The 18,979-nt window shown below is 60.5% G+C and carries 12 protein-coding genes; 9 read left to right on the forward strand and 3 right to left on the reverse strand.

What is annotated here, in order from left to right; translation table 11 throughout:
• Positions 1–100: 100 nt before the first annotated feature.
• From BN1143_RS19255 to BN1143_RS19270, 4 genes are all read left to right on the forward strand, one after another.
• Positions 101–478, forward strand: a complete 378-nt coding sequence (locus BN1143_RS19255) for a YbaN family protein (RefSeq protein ID WP_024941757.1) — start codon at positions 101–103, stop codon at positions 476–478.
• Between the two features lie 131 nt (positions 479–609).
• Entirely contained in the window at positions 610–1,155 is a 546-nt protein-coding gene (apt, locus tag BN1143_RS19260) for an adenine phosphoribosyltransferase (protein WP_005301034.1), read from the forward strand.
• A gap of 184 nt (positions 1,156–1,339) precedes the next feature.
• Positions 1,340–3,886, forward strand: coding sequence for a DNA polymerase III subunit gamma/tau (gene dnaX / locus BN1143_RS19265; RefSeq protein WP_042051769.1), 2,547 nt, complete (start codon positions 1,340–1,342; stop codon positions 3,884–3,886).
• 113 nt (positions 3,887–3,999) lie between these two features.
• On the forward strand, positions 4,000–4,329 hold the full coding sequence (locus tag BN1143_RS19270) for a YbaB/EbfC family nucleoid-associated protein (protein ID WP_005301028.1): 330 nt from the start codon (positions 4,000–4,002) through the stop codon (positions 4,327–4,329).
• A 483-nt stretch (positions 4,330–4,812) separates the two neighbouring features.
• Here the strand turns inward: BN1143_RS19270 and katG are convergent, their stop codons facing one another.
• From katG to BN1143_RS19285, 3 genes are all read right to left on the reverse strand, one after another.
• Positions 4,813–6,999 carry a catalase/peroxidase HPI gene (katG, locus tag BN1143_RS19275; RefSeq protein WP_042051770.1) on the reverse strand — a complete coding sequence of 729 codons (2,187 nt, stop codon included), beginning with the start codon at positions 6,997–6,999 and terminating at the stop codon, positions 4,813–4,815.
• A 745-nt stretch (positions 7,000–7,744) separates the two neighbouring features.
• Complete coding sequence (locus BN1143_RS19280; RefSeq protein ID WP_042051771.1) at positions 7,745–9,433, reverse strand: ArnT family glycosyltransferase; 1,689 nt, start codon at positions 9,431–9,433, stop codon at positions 7,745–7,747.
• 586 nt (positions 9,434–10,019) lie between these two features.
• Positions 10,020–11,342: a YjiH family protein gene (locus BN1143_RS19285; RefSeq protein WP_042051772.1), complete on the reverse strand. Its 1,323-nt coding sequence runs from the start codon at positions 11,340–11,342 to the stop codon at positions 10,020–10,022.
• Between the two features lie 591 nt (positions 11,343–11,933).
• On the opposite strand from BN1143_RS19285, the gene BN1143_RS19290 reads away from it, so the two are divergent.
• From BN1143_RS19290 to rplY, 5 genes are all read left to right on the forward strand, one after another.
• Complete coding sequence (locus BN1143_RS19290; protein ID WP_005301015.1) at positions 11,934–13,004, forward strand: helix-turn-helix transcriptional regulator; 1,071 nt, start codon at positions 11,934–11,936, stop codon at positions 13,002–13,004.
• An 84-nt stretch (positions 13,005–13,088) separates the two neighbouring features.
• Positions 13,089–13,511 (forward strand): CBS domain-containing protein, encoded by a 423-nt coding sequence (locus tag BN1143_RS19295; RefSeq protein ID WP_005301012.1) that lies wholly within the window; start codon positions 13,089–13,091, stop codon positions 13,509–13,511.
• Positions 13,512–13,727: 216 nt separating this feature from the next.
• Positions 13,728–17,642, forward strand: a complete 3,915-nt coding sequence (hrpA, locus tag BN1143_RS19300; RefSeq protein ID WP_042051773.1) for an ATP-dependent RNA helicase HrpA — start codon at positions 13,728–13,730, stop codon at positions 17,640–17,642.
• 63 nt (positions 17,643–17,705) lie between these two features.
• On the forward strand, positions 17,706–18,557 hold the full coding sequence (locus BN1143_RS19305; RefSeq protein WP_025201712.1) for a hypothetical protein: 852 nt from the start codon (positions 17,706–17,708) through the stop codon (positions 18,555–18,557).
• 106 nt (positions 18,558–18,663) lie between these two features.
• Positions 18,664–18,951, forward strand: coding sequence for a 50S ribosomal protein L25 (gene rplY / locus BN1143_RS22220; protein ID WP_005301003.1), 288 nt, complete (start codon positions 18,664–18,666; stop codon positions 18,949–18,951).
• The last annotated feature ends 28 nt before the right edge of the window (positions 18,952–18,979 follow it).

The following is an 18,979-nucleotide window of genomic DNA, read 5'->3' on the forward strand; positions in this document are numbered from 1 at the left end:
ACTCGATGAACCCAATCGACGGCCGTCGCCTGGGCCAGACTGTCTGCTTACGGGCCAACTCTGTTAGGCTAAAGGCAGAGATACATTCAGAGGAGTACCCATGAAACGCTGGTGTCTGATGGCCCTGGGCTGGCTTGCCTTCGCCACCGGGATAGTCGGGATAGTCCTGCCCCTGCTGCCGACCACCCCCTTCATGCTGCTGGCGGCGGCGCTGTTTGCCCGCACGTCCCCCCGCTTTCATGGCTGGTTGCTGGCGCACCCCTGGTTCGGCCCCCCCATCCAGGACTGGCAGCAGTATCGCGGCATTCGTCGCCATGCCAGGCGGCGCGCTATTTTCTTTATTCTGCTCTCCTTTTCGGTGTCGCTGGCAGTGGTGCCCATGATGTGGGTCAGGCTGCTGCTCATTGCCATAATGGTGATCCTGCTCACCTGGTTAATGCGCCTGCCGGTGCTGGAGCCAGTTGCAATGGAGAAGTGAAGTCCCTAAGCTATTGCGGCAATAATGCTATGGAGTCGGCCCGTCATTTTTGCGTGACGGGCCTTTTTATTTCCCGCTGGCGGGAAGCTGAGAGAAACGACCATCTGCGTCGAAAAACAAACGGTCAAACCATGAATCCGGAAACCCTGAAATTTATCGAAGCGAGCATCAAGACCATTCCCGACTATCCGAAGCCGGGCATTCTGTTTCGCGACATCACCAGCCTGATCGAGAATGCCGAGGCCTTCAAGGCCACCATCGATCTGCTGGCCAATCACTACCGTGATCAAGGGATCACCAAGATTGTCGGTACCGAAGCGCGCGGCTTCATCTTCGGCGCGCCGGTAGCCTTCGCCATGGGTCTGGGCTTCGTGCCGGTTCGCAAGCCGGGCAAGCTGCCCCGCGCCGTCATCGAGGAGTCCTACGCCCTCGAATATGGCACCGACACCCTGCAACTGCACACCGACGCCATCGTGCCCGGTGACAAGGTACTGGTGGTGGATGATCTGCTGGCTACCGGCGGCACCGTCGATGCCACCGTCAAGCTGATCCGCCGTGCCGGCGGCGAAGTGGCCGATGCCGCCTTCATCATCTCCCTGCCGTCGCTGGGTGGTGATGCCCGCCTGACCGCCGCCGGCGTCAAGGTGGTCTCCCTGGTCGAACTGCCGGGCGAATAAGCCGCCAGTCCGATCACGCAGACGGGCCTCGTCAGCCCGTTGCCTGCGTCCAAACCGGTGCCCGAGCGGGCATCGGTTTGAAATTCAAGCGATCCCTCCCGCCTCGGCCGATAGCCGATACAGCCCGCCCCGCATTTGTGTTAGCATCCAGCCTCAATGCCTTGTCATCCCTGCATCGAGATCTATGAGCTATCAGGTTCTGGCGCGTAAATGGCGCCCCCATACGTTTGAACAAGTGGTAGGCCAGCATCATGTGCTGACCGCCTTGACCAACGCCCTGGATCAGGGACGGCTGCATCACGCCTATCTGCTGAGCGGTACTCGCGGAGTCGGCAAGACCACCATCGCGCGCATCCTGGCCAAGAGCCTCAACTGCGAGCAGGGGATCAGCAGCCATCCGTGCGGCGTGTGCGACACATGCCGCGAGATCGATCAGGGCAACTTCGTCGATCTGCTGGAGATAGACGCGGCGTCGCGCACCAAGGTGGAAGATACCCGCGAGCTGCTCGACAACGTCCAGTACCGACCGGCCCGTGGCCGTTTCAAGGTCTATCTCATCGACGAAGTGCACATGTTGTCGCGCCACAGCTTCAACGCGCTGCTGAAAACCCTGGAAGAGCCGCCCCCCTATGTGAAGTTCCTGCTGGCCACCACGGATCCTCAGAAGCTGCCCATCACCATCCTTTCGCGCTGCCTGCAGTTTCATCTGAAGAGTCTGGATCAGACCCAGATCGCCAAGCAGCTCGAATGGGTGCTGGATCAGGAGGGACAACCCTTCGAGCCGCGCGCCTTGCTGGCCCTGGCCAAGGCGGCGGATGGCAGCATGCGCGATGCCCTGAGCCTGACCGATCAGGCGCTGGCCCACGGCAATGGCAGCGTGCGCACCGACAGCGTGCTGGCCATGTTGGGGACCCTGGATCACCGCCATCTGCACCAGCTGCTGGAAGCTGTGCTGCGTCAGGATGCACCCGCCACCATGGCCAAGATCACCGAGATAGCGACCCTGGGCCCCGACTTTGATCAGCTCCATGCCGAGCTGGAAGGGCTGCTCCATCGCATCGCCATGGCGCAGCTGTTGCCCGCCACCGTGCAGGAGCAGGGGGCGGATGCCGATGCCCTGCTGCAGCTGGCCCAGGCCATGAGCCCGGAAGAGGTGCAGCTCTGCTATCAGATTGTGCTGGGTGGCCGCAAGGATCTGCCCTGGGCCCCCGATGGCCGCACCGCACTGGAGATGACCTGCCTGCGGATGCTGGCCTTCTCGCCCCGGCGCGAGGTGCTGCACCCCGCCAGCCTGACGGCGCTGCCTCCGGCACTCGGTGGCCTGCCCGCCGCCGGTGCGAGGAGCCCGGCCCCCGCCATGGGAAAGCCCGAGGGGGTTGAGCCACCCCCGGCCACCGGCATGATGCCGCAGGCTCCGTCAGCCGACGCCGCGAACTCGCCTGCGCCGGTTACTTCTTCTGCATCGGTCGAGCACCAAGGGGCGCAGGAGGCCGGACAGGCCGCCCAGCCTCACCCACAGTTGGCTGACATGGCGGAGCCGGAAGGCGGCGCCGAGCTGGATCCGCTGTTTGCCGAGCAGGCGGAGCTGCTGCGTGAGGCCGAGCAGATGGGTTATGAAGCCGCGCCCGAACCTATTGCGCCCACGGCTCAGCCTGCCGCTGCCCAGCCCGCGTCCTCCGTACAAGGCGCCGTACCAACGAATGTGGCTGACGAAGTGGCTGACAGCGGGGAGGGGTGTGTCTCTTCAACGGTGGCCAGCATGCAAAGTCTGCTGGGCAAGCGCAATCTGCTGCGAAGCCGCCTGCGCGGCGAGCCGAGCGGCAATGCGGCGCCAGCCCGGGCGACGCCGGTCAAGCCGATGGCGGCCGCCAAACCGGCACCGATGGCACCGGCTGCGGCCATGCCGCCCTCGACGCCCCACTCCCCGAGTGCCCCCCGGGTGCAGGCAGCTGCCCAGGCGGCCCAGTCAGGTTACGATGAATTGCCGCCGCTCGATGCCTATGAAGAGAGCGGCAGCGACTACGAAGAGTATCTGAATCAGGGTTTCAACGATGCGTTTGCCAGCGCTCCCTTGCCGGAGCGAACCACCCAGGTGATGCAGCCAGCGCCTGCCGCGCGTCCCCAGGCGGATGATCTGCCGCCCTGGGATCTGGATGGCAGCGCCGGCCGGCAGACGGTTGCTGCACCGAGTGTCCCGGCCGCCGTTGCAACGCCCCCTGAGGCGACCATCAGCGAGCCAGCCGCCTCGGTCATGGAAACCATCGACTGGAACGAGCTGGAGAGCGACAACCAGCCGCAGGGAAGCGAGGTGGCGGCCAGATTGATCCCCTCTTCGCTGCTGGCCAATTGCGGCGACCATTGGGCCGAACTGATTGCCCGCACCGGTGTGGGCGGCCGCCTGCGCCAGCTGGCCATCAATTCGGTGATGGAGCAGCAGGGTGACAAGGTGCTGCTGACCCTCAAACCCGAGCAGCGCCATCTGGTGAGCGACAGGGCGCGCGCCGATCTGGCCGAGATCATCGGCCCCGAGCTGGGGCTGGCGGTACAGGTGGACGTCACCCTGGGGGTGGTGCCCGAGCGGGAAACCCCGCTCGAGATTGAGCACCGCCTCTATCTCGGGGTGCGGGAGCAGGTCACCCGGGATCTGGAGCAGGATCCCAACGTGCAATTCTTGCAACAGCGGTTTGGCGCCATGCTGCACCACGACAGCATAGAGCCGCTGAGCAACTGATCACACCATCCGGGCCTGGTGCCCGGTTGAAAAACGGTTTGGCTGTCCCCATTTAGGACGGGTAAACCCACGGCCCGGCGCTGGATGCCGGATTTCAAGACGAGAGACGACATATGTTTGGTAAAGGTGGAATGGGGAACCTGATGAAACAGGCCCAACAGATGCAAGAGCGCATGCAGAAGATGCAAGAGCAGCTTGCCCAGATGGAAGTAGTCGGTGAAGCCGGCGCTGGCATGGTCAAGGTCACCATGGCCGGCAGCCACAGCGTGCGTCGCATCGAAATCGACCCGAGCCTGATGGAAGATGACAAAGAGATGCTGGAAGATCTGGTGGCTGCGGCTGTCAACGATGCCGTGCGTCGCGTCGAAGAGCAGAACAAGGCCAAGATGGGCGAGCTGACCGGCGGCATGCAACTGCCTCCCGGCTTCAAGATGCCCTTTTAAGGACTCATTTCCAGTCGCAGCAATAGGCTGCGCGTGATGGTCTGCCCGTCGGTCGTGATGGGGCACTTGCCCCGACTTCCCGGTCAACTCGCTCCGGTAACGCCGGAGCGTCGTTGCCGACCCATGGGCCAGGATGGGGCAGGTGATTCCCTCTCGTTGTCAGCCAGTGGCGTGTGCAACGATTCAAGGCCTTCACCATCCGGGTGCATAGCGAGTAGTCATGACGCAGCTGACACTTTTTCCTCGTGTCAGCTGCGTTTTTATGAGTAGGGGTCCACGTCTGTCACGCCGCCCACCACATCGAATTGGTGCAAGGCCTGTATTCTCTGCTTGTATCCCTTCCGCCCTCTCTTGCTTCACTCTTTTTCCGCTCTCCTGTACCCCGTTTGTGAGGGGGAGGCCGATGCACCGCCGCTGGCGGCGCGTGCCGACAAAAAAGAACGCCAGCCTCGCGGCTGGCGTTCTTTATACGGACCTGGTGAATTATTTCAGGTCGAAACGGTCGTTGTTCATCACCTTGACCCAGGCCTTGACGAAGTCGCGTACGAACTTCTCCTTGCCATCTTGCTGGGCATAGACCTCGGCGTAGGCACGCAGCACCGAGTTGGAGCCAAACACCAGATCAACCCGGGTAGCGGTCCACTTCACCGCGCCGCTCTGACGATCCACGATCTGGTAGCTGTTACGGCCAGTCGGCTTCCAGCTATAGGCCATGTCGGTCAGGTTGACGAAGAAGTCATTGCTGAGCACACCGACCCGGTCGGTAAAGACGCCGTGGGCCGAGCCGCCATGGTTGGTGCCAAGCACCCGCATACCGCCGACCAGCACTGTCATCTCGCGGGCGGTCAGCCCCAGCAGCTGGGCACGGTCGAGCAGCATCTCTTCCGGCTGCACCTTGTAGTGCCCCTTCTGCCAGTTGCGAAAACCGTCGTGCACCGGCTCCAGGAAGGCAAACGACTCGGTATCGGTCTGCTCGGCACCGGCATCGCCCCGGCCCGGCGCAAAGGGAACGACGATATCAACGCCGGCCAGCTTGGCCGCCTGCTCAACTGCCGCGCTGCCGCCCAGCACAATCAGGTCGGCGATGCTGACCGGCTTGTTCAGGGTGGCCTGCAGGGCGATCAGGGCGTTGAGCACCTTCTCGAGGCGAGCGGGCTCGTTGCCTTCCCACTCCTTCATCGGCGCAAGGCGGATACGAGCACCGTTGGCCCCACCGCGATAATCGGAGCCGCGGAAGGTGCGGGCACTGTCCCAGGCGGTAGCGATCAAATCGGCTGGCGCCACGCCACAGGCCAGCAGCTTGCCCTTGAGCTCGCTCACCTCCTGCTCGGAGAGCTGGTAATTCACCACCGGCACCGGATCTTGCCATACCATGACTTCGCTCGGTACCTCCGGCCCCAGGTAGCGGCTGCGCGGCCCCATGTCGCGGTGGGTCAGCTTGAACCAGGCGCGGGCAAAGGCGTCGGAGAAGAGGTCTTGATCCGCTGCGAAGCGCTCGGAGATCTCCCGGTATACCGGGTCAAAACGCAGCGCCATGTCCGCATCGGTCATGATGGGGTTGCAGCGGATGGAGGGGTCTTCCACGTCCACCGGGCGATCTTCCTCCTTGATGGCAACGGGCTCCCACTGCCAGGCACCGGCCGGGCTCTTCTTGAGCCACCAGTCATGGCCCAGCAGCATCTTGAAGTAGCCGTTGTCCCAGCGAGTCGGATTGCTGGTCCAGGCGCCCTCGATCCCGCTGGTGACCGTGTCGCGGCCGATGCCGCGGCTCTCGTGGTTGATCCAGCCAAGCCCTTGTTCATGCACATCCGCCCCTTCTGGGGCGGGCCCCAATTTGGCAGCGCTGCCGTTACCGTGGGCCTTGCCGACAGTGTGGCCACCGGCGGTGAGGGCGACGGTCTCTTCGTCATTCATCCCCATGCGGGCAAAGGTGACGCGCATGTCGTGGGCGGTTTTCAGGGGATCAGGGTTGCCATCCACCCCTTCCGGGTTGACGTAAATAAGCCCCATCATCACCGCGGCCAGCGGGTTCTCCAGATCCCGTTCACCACTGTAACGGCTCCCTTCGCTGCCGCTCGGCGCCAGCCACTCTTTCTCGGAGCCCCAGTAGACATCTTTTTCCGGATGCCAGATGTCCTCGCGGCCACCGGCAAAACCGAAGGTCTTGAGCCCCATGGATTCATAAGCGACGTTGCCCGCCAGGATCATCAGGTCGGCCCAGGAGATCTTGTTGCCGTATTTCTGTTTGATGGGCCACAGCAGGCGGCGCGCCTTGTCGAGGTTGCCGTTGTCTGGCCAGCTGTTGAGGGGGGCGAAGCGCTGGTTGCCGGTGTTGGCACCGCCACGGCCGTCGGTGGCGCGATAGCTGCCTGCGGAGTGCCAGGCCATGCGGATCATCAGGCCGCCGTAGTGCCCCCAGTCGGCCGGCCACCAGGGCTGGCTGTCGGTCATCAGGGCATGCAGATCGGCCTTGAGGGCGTCGTAATCGAGGCTGCTGAAGGCATCAGCATAATTGAAAGACTCATCCATCGGATTGGTCTTGCGGTCATGTTGGTGCAGGATGTCGAGGTTGAGGGCATTGGGCCACCAAACTTGAGGCTCCTGGCCGGCGGAAGTATTGGCTCCGTGTGCAAAAGGGCACTGACTGGCCCCATGAGTGTGTTTGTCCATTCACTATGTCCTCTTATTAACGTTATGACGGTGAAACAGTGCTCTTCGTTCCTAAGATCAATCTAACTCTGAAATAGCGTTACTGAACATAAGGTTAAAACTCTGACATTCATCGGCAATGACGATTGAAGATCAGCTTTCATGCGACAATTTCTGCTTGAGCCACCCGTGACTCCCTTGCACACGAGAGCGCCGGCGTGCAGACATGCGCGTCATCTCTGGCTGCCTGTCAGTATGACCAAATCGTGGAGACATAGATGATAGTTGAGCGTCGAACCGGCGCCTTGCCTCAGCCTGGCCATGGATGAGTGGGGGAAGAGTCTGCGCCTTATCGCAGGCCATCTGATCATGACTCTCTATTGAATGCTCAATGTCTATAGCGTGAACCGAGGACGCCAGGTTGAATCGAATTGATGGCGGTGGGAGCTCTTCATTAAAAAGCCGGTCATGTTGATAGCCCGGGCAAGCAATCATGGCCGGGTTTTTGGCTGCGACTCTTATCTGAGGGACATTGGCAAGGGAATATCGTGCAGGCGTGTCATGTTGACAGGCGTTGAACACTGGTAAGCGCGTAAAAAGCAAAGAAGCCAGGAGTGCGATAGTCCTGGCTTCTTTACTTTATGCGGTCTGATCTGGTGATGCAGGAGCAGGCTGTTCAGCCTGCGTTGGCAAATTGACTGGCCACCTTGAGCCAGCGTCTATCTCAATGGCCTTTCTCCGATGGGGTCTATCCCCGTGCAATTCATCAATGGTCGCAGCGCCCCTTGACCCAGTAGATGGCGCGGGCATCTCTGTCCACTCTGGGGTGCCCCGTGGCCAGCAACCGGTAGGTATGCCCGGCCAGCAAGCTGGCCAACTGGAAGTTCTTGTCGTCCTGATTGATGAGCAGGCTGGTGAAGATGGGGTCACGGCAAGTCAAGATGTCATGAAGCCGCGCCGTGTCGACGTTTTTGATCTGCCAGTCGCCGTACACCGAAAAGAGTCCCCGCTCGGTTTCACCAAAGTTCCAGCCGGCAATCCGGGCACGCTGCTCGATGGGGATCTTCAGCAAGAAACGCTCCGTATCGCCTTTCATCGCTTTGGCGGCATCAATGGCGGGGTAGGCCAGGGTAAATGCCAGCAAGAACATGATGCCGGATGCACTGGCCAGCAGGGTGGCTCCCTCAATTTCACGCCAGCGCCATAACTGTTCAGCCGCGAAAATAAGCAATACCGCCGCCAGCACATGACGCCAGCCGAGGGTGCTGATGACGCCAAGGGTCTGGTCGGGGATCTCCACCGGCAACAGCGGCAGGTAGAAAGGGGCCATGAGCAGGGCCAAAGCGAACAGGAACATGAACAGGGTCCAGCCACGGCCATAGCCATTCAGCCAGCGAGGCCAGCTGAGGCTCAGTTGCCCGATCATCAGGGCAAAGACCGGCATCAGCGGAAAGAGGTAGAGGGTCCGCTTGGTGGAGGCCACGCTGAGCAGCAGCAGGGTGCCCACTGTCCAGATGAGCAGGAACAGGCGGGAGGCGCTCCACTGTTTCTGCCTGATGGTCTGCCAGCCCCAATAGAGCACGAGGGGCAGCCAGGGCAGGGTGTATTCAGCCAGCCCGGCAAGGTAGAAGAAGTATTCACCGGACTTGATGTGGCCCAGTTCGGCGGCGCTGCCTGTCAACCTGCCCACCTGATTTTGCCAGAACCACTGTTGCCAGAGCGCGTCTCCCTCGGGATGTTGCCACAGGGCCAACAGCCAGCCTGCGATGGGCATGACGAACAGCAGGCTCATGCCGAGGTGCTGCATCACGAAACGGTTTCCCTCGTTAGCGGCAAGATGACGCCTGAGCGCCGGGATGAACAGTGCCAGCCAGCCAAAGAAGAGGGTGATGGGGCCGATGGGCCCCTTGACCAGAAAACAGAGGGAGAGACCGAGCCCTGCGAACCAGAGCATCCGTGATCGACCACCCAGGTACCATTCGGCGAAAGCCCACATGGTGAAGGCGACGAAAAAGGCGAGGCTGGTGTCTACCCGGATCCAGTGGCTGTTCATGATGAAGCCCTCCATGGTTCCCAGTGCAATGACCGACCAGAGCGCCGCAGTGCCTGAACCCAATACCCGCTTGGCCAGCAGGCCGGTGAACAGCAGTGTGCCCAGGGCCCAGAGGGCCCCCACCAGGCGCAACGTCACCGTAATGCCCAGGGTATCGTGCAGCAGGGCCAGCAAGGGGATGGCAAGAATGTAATAGAGCGGGGGTTTTTCGATAAAGCTGCTGCCGGCCAGGGTCGGGATGGCCAGCTCACGGCTGTTGAACATCTCCCAGGCGATGGCGGCTTCGCGAGGTTCGTCTGGCGTCCATAGCTGGTGGCCAAACTGACCCATCAGCACGATGACGAAGACCATGATAAGCAAGGCACCGAGATGAGTCTCGACTGCGGGTCTAGTGGGCAGCATGGGACCCTCCTGACCGCATGAATTGCGGTTGCCTGTCGGCCCTGTCGAAAAATGCATGGCGATGATGTGTCATGACAATATCCATATTTAATCTGTGTCACCAAAAATAAGAGATCGGCAGTCAACTGTAGTATCACAGCCATGGGGGAATGATAATGAGGAAGTTGTTACCAAATATTGCCTGTAAAAATAAAAATGGGGTACTGCTGTTCTGCTGTCAGGTTGGTTCGTCAACCTAAAAGACGGCTGCATTGAGGCCTGCTGCGGGGCTGACGTAGCTGTCACCGTGAGCTCGCGGGCGACATGACAGGCCTGATTCAAGACTTGCCTTGGTCACGTTTGCCATACGGTTTTTTAAATGGATTTATATTGTTTATAAATTTTTCAAGCGGCACATCATGCACCTGACCCATTGTTGCTCATTATTGGTGATGCTCAGACGGTATCAATTTGATGATCGTTAATGGGCAGGGCATGCATTATTTTCAGTGTTGGAGAGGGGGTCGATAAATTAAATAAACAGGGAGGCAAGCCTCCCTATTTAGTGTTTCAGCCAACGTGCTGATGCGTGAGCCTCTTTGATCCTTCAAGCCAGCCAGCCGAGTGCAATGGCAAGGCGACCGCAAAGCGCAGCCAGCACAATACCAAGCAGGGTACGCAGCAGCCAGATCACCACCAGTTGTCCCACACTCACCGGGATCCGGGTGGCCAGGATGCAGGGGATGGAGGCCGAGAAAAAGAGCACCGAGCTGACCGAGACCACGGCCGCGACATAGCGCACCAGCAAATCTGCATCCTTGAGCAGGATGGCCGGCAGGAACATCTCCGCCAGACCGGCCGAGAGCGCCTTGGCGGTAGCCAGCGGCTCTCCCAGATCGAGCAGCCAGGTGAGCGGCCATAGCAGCCAGCCTATCAGATCGAACAGGGGGGTGTGCTGGGCCAGCAGCAGGCCCAGCAAACCGACCGACAGTATGGTCGGCACCACGGCGGCAGCCATGTGAAGACCGTCCCTGAGGTTGTCCCGCAGTTGGCTCAGCAAGGGGTCGGCCTGGCTGGATTGGGTGAGCCCGGCAGCCATGGCCGCTTGCCAGCGGCGTTGGCCGGCAGGCAAGGGTTCGTCGGTGTCGCCTTCATGAGCCATGGTGGCGATGGGAGGCACGCGCGCCAGGATGGCGGTGATGATGAAGGTGATGATCAGGGTGGACCAGAAGTAGAAATTCCACTGCGCCATCAGGCCAAGGGTCTTGGCCACGATGATCATGAAGGCGGCCGACACGGTAGAGAAGCCGGTGGCGATGATGACGGCTTCGCGCACCGTGTACTTGCCTGCCAGGAAAACCCGGTTGGTAATGAGCAGACCCACCGAGTAGCTGCCGACGAACGAGGCCACGGCATCAATGGCGGAGTGGCCTGGCGTGCGCCAGAGGGGACGCATCACGGGCTGCATCAATACGCCGATAAGCTCCAGCAGACCGAAGCCGAGCAAAAAGGTGAGGGCCATGGCGCCGATGGGCACGATGAGGCCCACCGACATGGCCAGCTTGTCGAACAGAAAAGGCAGTCGATCCGGGGTCATCAACCAGGCCGGCCCTATCCCGGTGACATAGATCAAGGCCACTCCCAAGCCCAGCAGCTTGAACAGGCTCAATACCCTATCGATGGGGCGCGCACGCCAGCGGCCATCGAGCAAGGGCATCACAGCACCATACCCGATCAGCAACAGGATGAGGCCGGTCGCCAGGGGGCGTTGGGTCATCACCAGGCCGGCCAGATGATCCACCACTATGGTGCTGCGCCCCCCCAGCTCGACCGGAATGAAGAAGATGGCGATGCCCAGCAGGCTGGTCAGCAGCAGCTTGATGCCTGCGCCTGGCTTCATGGGGGTTAACAGTAGGTTGTCCGATTCCATACCTGCTCCTTGCGGTGGGTGTCAGTCCGTGTGTTGGGTTGTTATTTGTATATACATTAAGTGTTTCAGGAGTGAATTAAACACAAAATTAACTAAAATTAAACACCTTGAGTGGCGACGACAGCGCGTAAGCGATGAGGTTGGCGGCAAAGGGAGTCGGTTGGATTTGAGAAATGATCAGGGGCGCAGGGAGCGGTCGGGCAGGGGGCCTGCATGGCCGAGGGCGAGAGGTGGCAGGCGCTTAGGCGTGGAGCGACCCAGAATAACCAGGTCTGTGGAGTGACATAGTCGCGTTGATTGGCACCCCTGGGCAACTTGTCGCAGCAAATGGCACGAGAGGGCTGCTTTGTTGCACCATTGTCGCGTCGGCGGAGCCTGTTGTTTGCCACAGACAAGTACAACATCAGCGACAAAAATCATAAAAAACATTAACTTGAATTTAAGATTTTCGCTTTCGAGCGCTCTTATGTCGTTTCATCATTACTATTTATGGATCAGTTATAAAACCTTTGTTCATTTGACTACTTTTCGCGTTTCTCATTGCAGAGTAAGATGCCACTTCAATAAAAATAAGAAATTAGGAGTTCGGGTGTGAAGGCATTAGTAAAAGAAAGGGTATCGCCCTATATAAGCCAGTTATATGAGTGCGGTATTAATGATTCTGACATTAAGTTGGTGGTGGATCAGTTCCGCTCCGATGTGTCAGGCAGCTCGTCGCTGTTCTTGTTGCGGGATGATGACAAGAGCGACGGCATCAAGCTTTTTTCCAGTGGTTTGACCGAAGCCCAGCAGCAGTTCTATGTCCAGCACCATCGCCAGGATGTGTGGTTCAATCACTATCTGGACAAGGGCTGCCAGGGGATCGTCAGTGCCAACAGCCTCTCCAATTCGGCGGGTTTGCTGGCCAGTTTCGGCGCCCAGTTTGCGGCCGGCGGTGTCTGCCGGGTGAAGGGGCGGGGGCTGAGCAGCCTGTCTACCTATCGTGCGGCGACGCAGGATGATTTCAGCGCGCAGGAAATTTCTTCCCTTGGCGAAGTTTATTCTGGCCTGGCGGCCTGGAGCCAACATTATTGGAACCTGCTGGCCCTGGAAACCCAGAACTATCAGCTGCAACAGCTGGTAAAAAACCATAATAAACCCAGCGCCATCGTCGATGACAAAGGGCATATCCATTATTCCAACGTGGCCTTCAATCGTATTGCCGACGAGAACGTGGAACTGCGAGCGGGCAATGGTATTTTCTCGCTGCAAAATAAGGAGCAGCAGCGCCAGTTCAAAGAGATATTGAATGGCTTCGCCTATCTGCTGCCCGGCGCCAGTGCCTACATGTCCATTCCTCGTCAGCCCAATCTGCGGCCGTTGCTGATCCAGTGTACCCTGATGAGCGGTCTCAATCGCTTCGAGCGGTATGTGGAGGTGGTGCTGCGGGATCCCGAACACTCCTTCAACCCCGACATCGAAGCGCTGGCCAGCCTCTATCCGCTCACCATCGGCGAGAAAGAGCTGCTGGTGCTGATGAGCAAGGGTTACAGCAGCAACGACATCGCCGAGCTACGCGGCGTCAAGGTGGAAACCGTGCGCTCGACCCTGAAAGGGGTGTTCAAGAAGACCGACTGCCACAGCCAGAACGAGCTGCTGCTGTTGCTGCAATCCATCTCCTGATCCATGCGAGCTATGCTTGGAGTGAGCCGGACATAGTGCCCGGCTCGCGCCTCCCTCCCGGGAGGCAGGTTGGGGGAACGCACGATGGAATCACTCAAGGCAAAGGATTACATGCAGACTCGTCCCATCACCTTCAGCGCGGAGATGATGGTGCAGGCGGCGGTGGAAAAGTTTCTCAACAGTCGCCAGCTTGGCGGCCCCGTAGTGGACGAACGGGGTCACCTGGTGGGTTGGGTGTCAGAGCAGGACTGTATCGCCGTCATGTTGAAAGAGGCCTATCACTGTGAACAGGTGGCCCAGGTCAGGGATGTGATGCGCAAGGAGGTGCTGGCCGTCGGCCCCGATACCAGCATCCTCGAGCTGGCCGAGATGATGATGGGACAAAAGCCCAAGATCTATCCGGTCGTGGAGGAGGGGCATCTGCTCGGGGTCATCAGCCGCCACGATGTGATGCAGGCCATCCACGCCCAGCTGGGGACCTGTTTCGTACACAAGGCTCGTGCCTGAGGACGCTGTTTTCACCTCGTCAGCACGTTGGCAGCACAGAGCAGGCACCATGCCTGCTCTTTTATTGCCGCATGGGGAATGCCGATGCCAGCTGTGATACAGGCTTCATCCTCCTCGGCGCCGCTTTAAGGCTTGCACCGTCCAGCCTCGCTCTTTAGGATCTCCCCCAGCTATCGATATGGCCCTTGATGGGCACTCTTTTAAGGAATTCGTACCTTGTCTCTCTCTATCGAGGCGCTGCGCCGCCGTCTATCTGCCTGCATGAACCTCGACGCCCGCCGTCTCTCCAGCCGTCTGCACGGGGCCAAGAAGCTGCCGGAAGCCAAGCAGGCCGCCGTGCTCGAGACCATTGCCGCCGACCTGGATGCTGCACAAGCGCGCTATCAGTCCCGTCTGGCGGGCGTGCCCAGGGTCACCTATCCGGACAACCTGCCGGTCAGCCAGAAGCAGGCGGAGATCGCCAAGGCGATTCAAGAGCATCAGGTGGTGATCATCGCCGGCGAAACCGGCTCGGGCAAAACCACCCAGATCCCCAAGATCTGCCTGGCGCTGGGGCGCGGGGTGAAAGGCTTTATCGGCCACACCCAGCCGCGCCGTCTGGCGGCCCGTACCGTGGCGGCCCGCATCGCCGAGGAGATGGAGTCCGAGCTCGGTCACTACGTGGGCTACAAGGTGCGCTTTACCGATCAGGTGAGCGAGCAGACCCACATCAAGCTGATGACCGACGGTATCCTGCTGGCGGAGATCCAGAACGACCGGATGCTCACCCAGTACGACACCATCATCATCGATGAGGCCCACGAGCGCAGCCTCAACATCGACTTCATCCTGGGTTACTTGAAGCAACTGCTGCCGAGGCGCCCCGATCTGAAGGTCATCATCACTTCGGCCACTATCGACCCGCAGCGTTTCTCCCGCCACTTCAACAAGGCGCCGGTGATCGAGGTGTCCGGCCGCACCTACCCGGTTGAGGTGCGCTACCGCCCGCTGTTTGTTGATAAAAAAAGCAGTGACAAGAGCGAAGGGCTGGAGGAGCGCGACGAGCTGCAGGGGATCTTCGATGCCGTCGAAGAGCTGGCCCGCGAAGGGTTGGGAGATATCCTCATCTTCATGAACGGCGAGCGGGAGATCCGCGATACCGCCGATGCCCTGCGCAAGCTCAACTTGCGCGACACCGAGGTACTGCCGCTCTACGCTCGCCTCTCCAACGCCGAGCAGAACAAGGTGTTCCAGCCCCACGCCGGGCGGCGCATCGTGCTGGCCACCAACGTGGCGGAGACCTCGCTGACGGTGCCGGGCATTCGTTACGTCATCGATCCGGGCACGGCCCGTATCAGCCGCTACTCCTGGCGTACCAAGGTGCAGCGCCTGCCCATCGAGCCAGTCTCCCAGGCCAGCGCCAACCAGCGTAAAGGGCGCTGCGGCCGGGTGGCGGACGGTATCTGTATCCGCCTCTACTCCGAGGAGGATTTCAACGGCCGTCCGGCCTTTACCGATCCCGAGATCCTGCGCACCAACCTGGCTTCCGTCATCCTGCAGATGCTGGCACTCGGCCTTGGCAACATGGAGGCGTTCCCCTTCGTGGAGCCGCCCGAGTCACGCCATATCAAGGATGGCCTGACCCTCTTGAAAGAGCTGGAGGCGGTGCGCGAGCTGCCCGCCACCGGCGATCGCGAAGCCAAGCTGCAGCTGACCGAAATTGGTCGCCAGCTTTCGCGCATCCCCCTTGATCCGCGCCTGGCGAAGATGGTGATCAGCGCCGCGCAGACCGGCTGTTTGAGCGAGGTGATGGTGATCACCGCCGCCCTCAGCATTCAGGATCCCCGCGAGCGGCCCATGGAGAAGAAGCAGGCCGCCGACGAGCAGCACAGACGCTTTGAAGACAAGGATTCCGATTTCCTCGCCTTTGTGAACCTGTGGAACTACCTGAAAGAGCAGCAGGATGCCCTTGGTAGCAACCCGTTCCGGCGCATGTGCCAGAAGGAGTTTCTCTCCTACCTGCGGGTGCGCGAGTGGCAGGACATTCACTTCCAATTGCGTCAGACGGTGAAAGAGCTGGGTTTTAAAGCCAACCAGGAGCCGGCGGATTTCAAGACGGTGCACTGCGCCCTGCTGACCGGCCTCTTGAGTCACATTGGCAACAAGGATCTGGAGAAGCCGGAGTTTTTGGGTGCCCGCAACGGCCGTTTCCATCTGTTCCCGGCCTCGGGCCTGTTCAAGAAACCGCCCAAGTGGGTGATGGCCGCAGAATTGGTGGAGACGTCGCGTCTCTACGCCCGCATCAACGCCAAGATTGAACCCGAGTGGGTGGAGCCGCTGGCGGGCCACCTCATCAAGCTGCACCACAGCGACCCCCACTGGTCGAAGAAGAACGGCGCCGTCATGGCCAAGGAGAAGGTGACCCTCTACGGCCTGACTTTGGTCAACGAGCGCACCATCAACTTCAGCCGCATCGATCCGGCCCTGTGCCGCGAGCTGTTTATCCGCCGCGCCCTGGTGGAGGGGGATTTCGAGACCCGCCACCGCTTCTTCAGCGATAACCGCAAGCTGCTGGCGGAGGTGGAGGCGCTGGAGCACAAGTCGCGCCGTCGCGACATCCTGGTGGATGACGAGGATCTGTTCCGCTTCTACGACGCCCGCCTACCGGAGGATGTGATCTCCGCCCGTCATTTCGACAAGTGGTGGAAGGAGGCGCAGAAGCAGGACGCCGAGCTGCTCAACTTCGAAAAAGAGATGCTGATGAAGGGGGATGCGGCCCACATCAGCGATCTCGACTACCCCAACTTCTGGCAGCAGGGGCGCCTCAAGCTCAAACTGACCTATCAGTTTGAGCCGGGGGAGGCCGCCGATGGCGTGACCCTGCATATTCCGCTGCCGCTCTTGAATCAGGTGGAGGTGAAGGGGTTCGAGTGGCTGATCCCGGGGCTGCGTCACGAGCTCTTGGTGGCCCTCATCAAGTCGATGCCAAAACCGATGCGCAAGAACTTCGTACCGGCCCCCAACTATGCCGATGCGCTGCTCGCCAGCATCAACCCCGAGCAGGGGCCGCTGCTGGATGAGATGGAGCGCCAGCTGCGGCGCATGACCGGCGTGGCCGTGCCCCGCGAATCCTGGGACTGGGCTGCGGTGCCCGATCACCTGACACTCACCTTCCGGGTAGTGGACGACAAGCACAAGAAGGTGGCGGAAGGCAAAGACCTGGAGGCATTGAAAGAGTCCCTGCGCGGCAAGGTGCAGGAGACCTTGTCACAAGTGGCGGACGACGACATCGAGCAGTCCGGCCTCACCCTCTGGAGCTTTGGCGAGCTGCCGAAGGAGTACAGCCAGAAGCGCAGCGGTTTCGAGGTGAAGGCCTATCCGGCGTTGGTGGATCAGAAGGATTCGGTCGCCATCCAGCTGGTGGAGAGCCCGGTGGTGCAACAGCAGCTGATGTGGGCCGGTCAGCGCCGGCTGGTGCTGCTCAATGTGCCATCTCCCATCAAGTACCTGCAGGAGAAGCTGCCCAACAAGGCCAAGCTGGGGCTCTACTTCAATCCGTTTGGCAAGGTGGCGGAGCTGATTGACGACTGCATCGCCTGTGGCTGCGACAAGCTCATCGAGCAGCACGGCGGTATGGCATGGGACGAGGCCGGTTTTGAGGCGCTCAAGGAGTATGTCCGTGCCGAGCTCAACGACGCCGTGGTGGAGGTAGCCAAGCAGGTGGAAGCCGTGCTGACCCTCTCCCATGAGATCAAGAAGCGACTCAAGGGCAAGATGCAGCTCGACACCGCCTTTGCCATGTCCGACATCCAGCAGCAGCTCGGCAACCTCATTCACAAGGGGTTCGTGACCGAGACCGGCTGGCAGCGGCTGCCGGATCTCTTGCGCTACCTGCGTGCCATCGAGCGGCGCCTGGAGAAGCTGGCCATCGACCCGAATCGGGATCGGGTCTACATGCTCAAGGTGCACAGCGTGGAGTCGGAATACAAGGCGCTGCTGGCCAAGATCCCCAAATCCCAGCTGGTGCCCACCGAGGTGGCCAACATCCGCTGGATGATCGAGGAGCTGCGGGTGTCGTTCTTTGCCCAGAATCTGGGGACCCCCTATCCGGTCTCCGATAAACGGGTGCTAAACGCCATCGCCCAGTGCTAATCTGCTGAGGAGAAAGGCCGCGGGTGCGCTACCGGCTGCCTGGACGCTAACGGAGGAGCAAGGATGCTTGGATTCTGGTTAGGGATGGCGATGGTCAACATCAGTGGCTATCAGCCTATTGCCGAGCAAACCTGGGTACAGTTGAACCCGGAGTACTACCCGCTGCATCGCACCCCGCCCGCCATGTTCGTGGCCTGGCGGGGCAATCAATTTCCCACCCTCGAGCTCAAGAAGAAGAAGGGACGCTGGCAGGTGCTGTTTCCGGCACGGCTGGTGCCTCCCTTCGATCTGTTCGAGGGGGAGGCCGAGCTTTCCAAAGCTTATCTGGCAAGATTGCGGCGCATCGACGAAGCGGCCTACGGGCTGGCACCCATTACCCCGGCGGCCTATCAACCTCATCCGACACAAGAGGTGGCGACCCTGGCCGTGCCCTTCATGGCGGAGTTTGCCGTGCCACCATCACCGGGCCAGCCGAAAGCAAGTGAGCAAGGGGAACCCCTGCTGGCCGCCTTGTCGCAGCAGGCCAGCTGGCAGGCGCCTGCTACCCGGTTGGCGCAATTTGTGTCATCGCAGGGGGATGGGCAGGGGATGATGGTGCCTGTCAGCAGCACGCTGACGCTGGCGGCGCCAGCGGCTGGCGGCAAGCGGGTCTGTCATCAGGTCGCCGCAGGAGAGACCCTCTGGCGCATCGCCGCCATGCTGGCCCAGAATGGGACCGTGACCGGGGTGGCGGGGGATACCTACAGCTATTTGCTGGCCATCGTCGACGACAACCAGGCGCTGATGGGTCAGGGCATCAAGGTGAAGGCGGGAGATACCCTCTACTGCCCGGCGCCGCAGACGCTGGCCCGTTTCGATGCCCTAAGCCCGGCTCAACGACTGCAGCGTTTTGCCAGATTGGAGCAGGGACGCTGAGGTCTCTTGTCACTGCTCGGGGGCCGTGATAGTATTCGCGCTCGTTTTGCGAGGTGCCGACCGGTCGCAGTCTGCACCATAAATTCATCTAAAAGAGATACATACTATGTCTTTCGTATTCCAAGCTGAAGTCCGTTCTGACCTGGGGAAAGGTGCGAGCCGCCGCCTGCGTCACGCTGACCAAGTTCCTGCCATCGTTTACGGTGCAGGCAAAGAAGCCGTGTCCATCACCGTTGACCACAAGAAATTCATCCTGGCCCAAGAAAAGCCGGAATTCTATGAGTCCGTACTGACTCTGGTTATCAACGGCGAAGAAGTTAACGTAAAAGTGAAAGCTATCCAGCGTCACCCGGTACGTTACAAGCTGCTGCACCTGGACTTCGTTCGCGTCTAATCGACCACGAACGTTCCTGTGAAGAGGC

The sequence above is a fragment of the Aeromonas dhakensis genome, from assembly GCF_000820305.1.
In the GTDB taxonomy this organism is placed as follows: Bacteria; Pseudomonadota; Gammaproteobacteria; order Enterobacterales; family Aeromonadaceae; genus Aeromonas; species Aeromonas dhakensis.

Coding starts and splice junctions, on each gene's coding strand:
- BN1143_RS19255 (WP_024941757.1), top strand. CDS start 101: ATGAAACGCTGGTGTCTGATGGCCCTGGGCTGGCTTGCCTTCGCCACC.
- apt (WP_005301034.1), top strand. CDS start 610: ATGAATCCGGAAACCCTGAAATTTATCGAAGCGAGCATCAAGACCATT.
- dnaX (WP_042051769.1), top strand. CDS start 1,340: ATGAGCTATCAGGTTCTGGCGCGTAAATGGCGCCCCCATACGTTTGAA.
- BN1143_RS19270 (WP_005301028.1), top strand. CDS start 4,000: ATGTTTGGTAAAGGTGGAATGGGGAACCTGATGAAACAGGCCCAACAG.
- katG (WP_042051770.1), bottom strand. CDS start 6,999: ATGGACAAACACACTCATGGGGCCAGTCAGTGCCCTTTTGCACACGGA.
- BN1143_RS19280 (WP_042051771.1), bottom strand. CDS start 9,433: ATGCTGCCCACTAGACCCGCAGTCGAGACTCATCTCGGTGCCTTGCTT.
- BN1143_RS19285 (WP_042051772.1), bottom strand. CDS start 11,342: ATGGAATCGGACAACCTACTGTTAACCCCCATGAAGCCAGGCGCAGGC.
- BN1143_RS19295 (WP_005301012.1), top strand. CDS start 13,089: ATGGAATCACTCAAGGCAAAGGATTACATGCAGACTCGTCCCATCACC.
- BN1143_RS19305 (WP_025201712.1), top strand. CDS start 17,706: ATGCTTGGATTCTGGTTAGGGATGGCGATGGTCAACATCAGTGGCTAT.
- rplY (WP_005301003.1), top strand. CDS start 18,664: ATGTCTTTCGTATTCCAAGCTGAAGTCCGTTCTGACCTGGGGAAAGGT.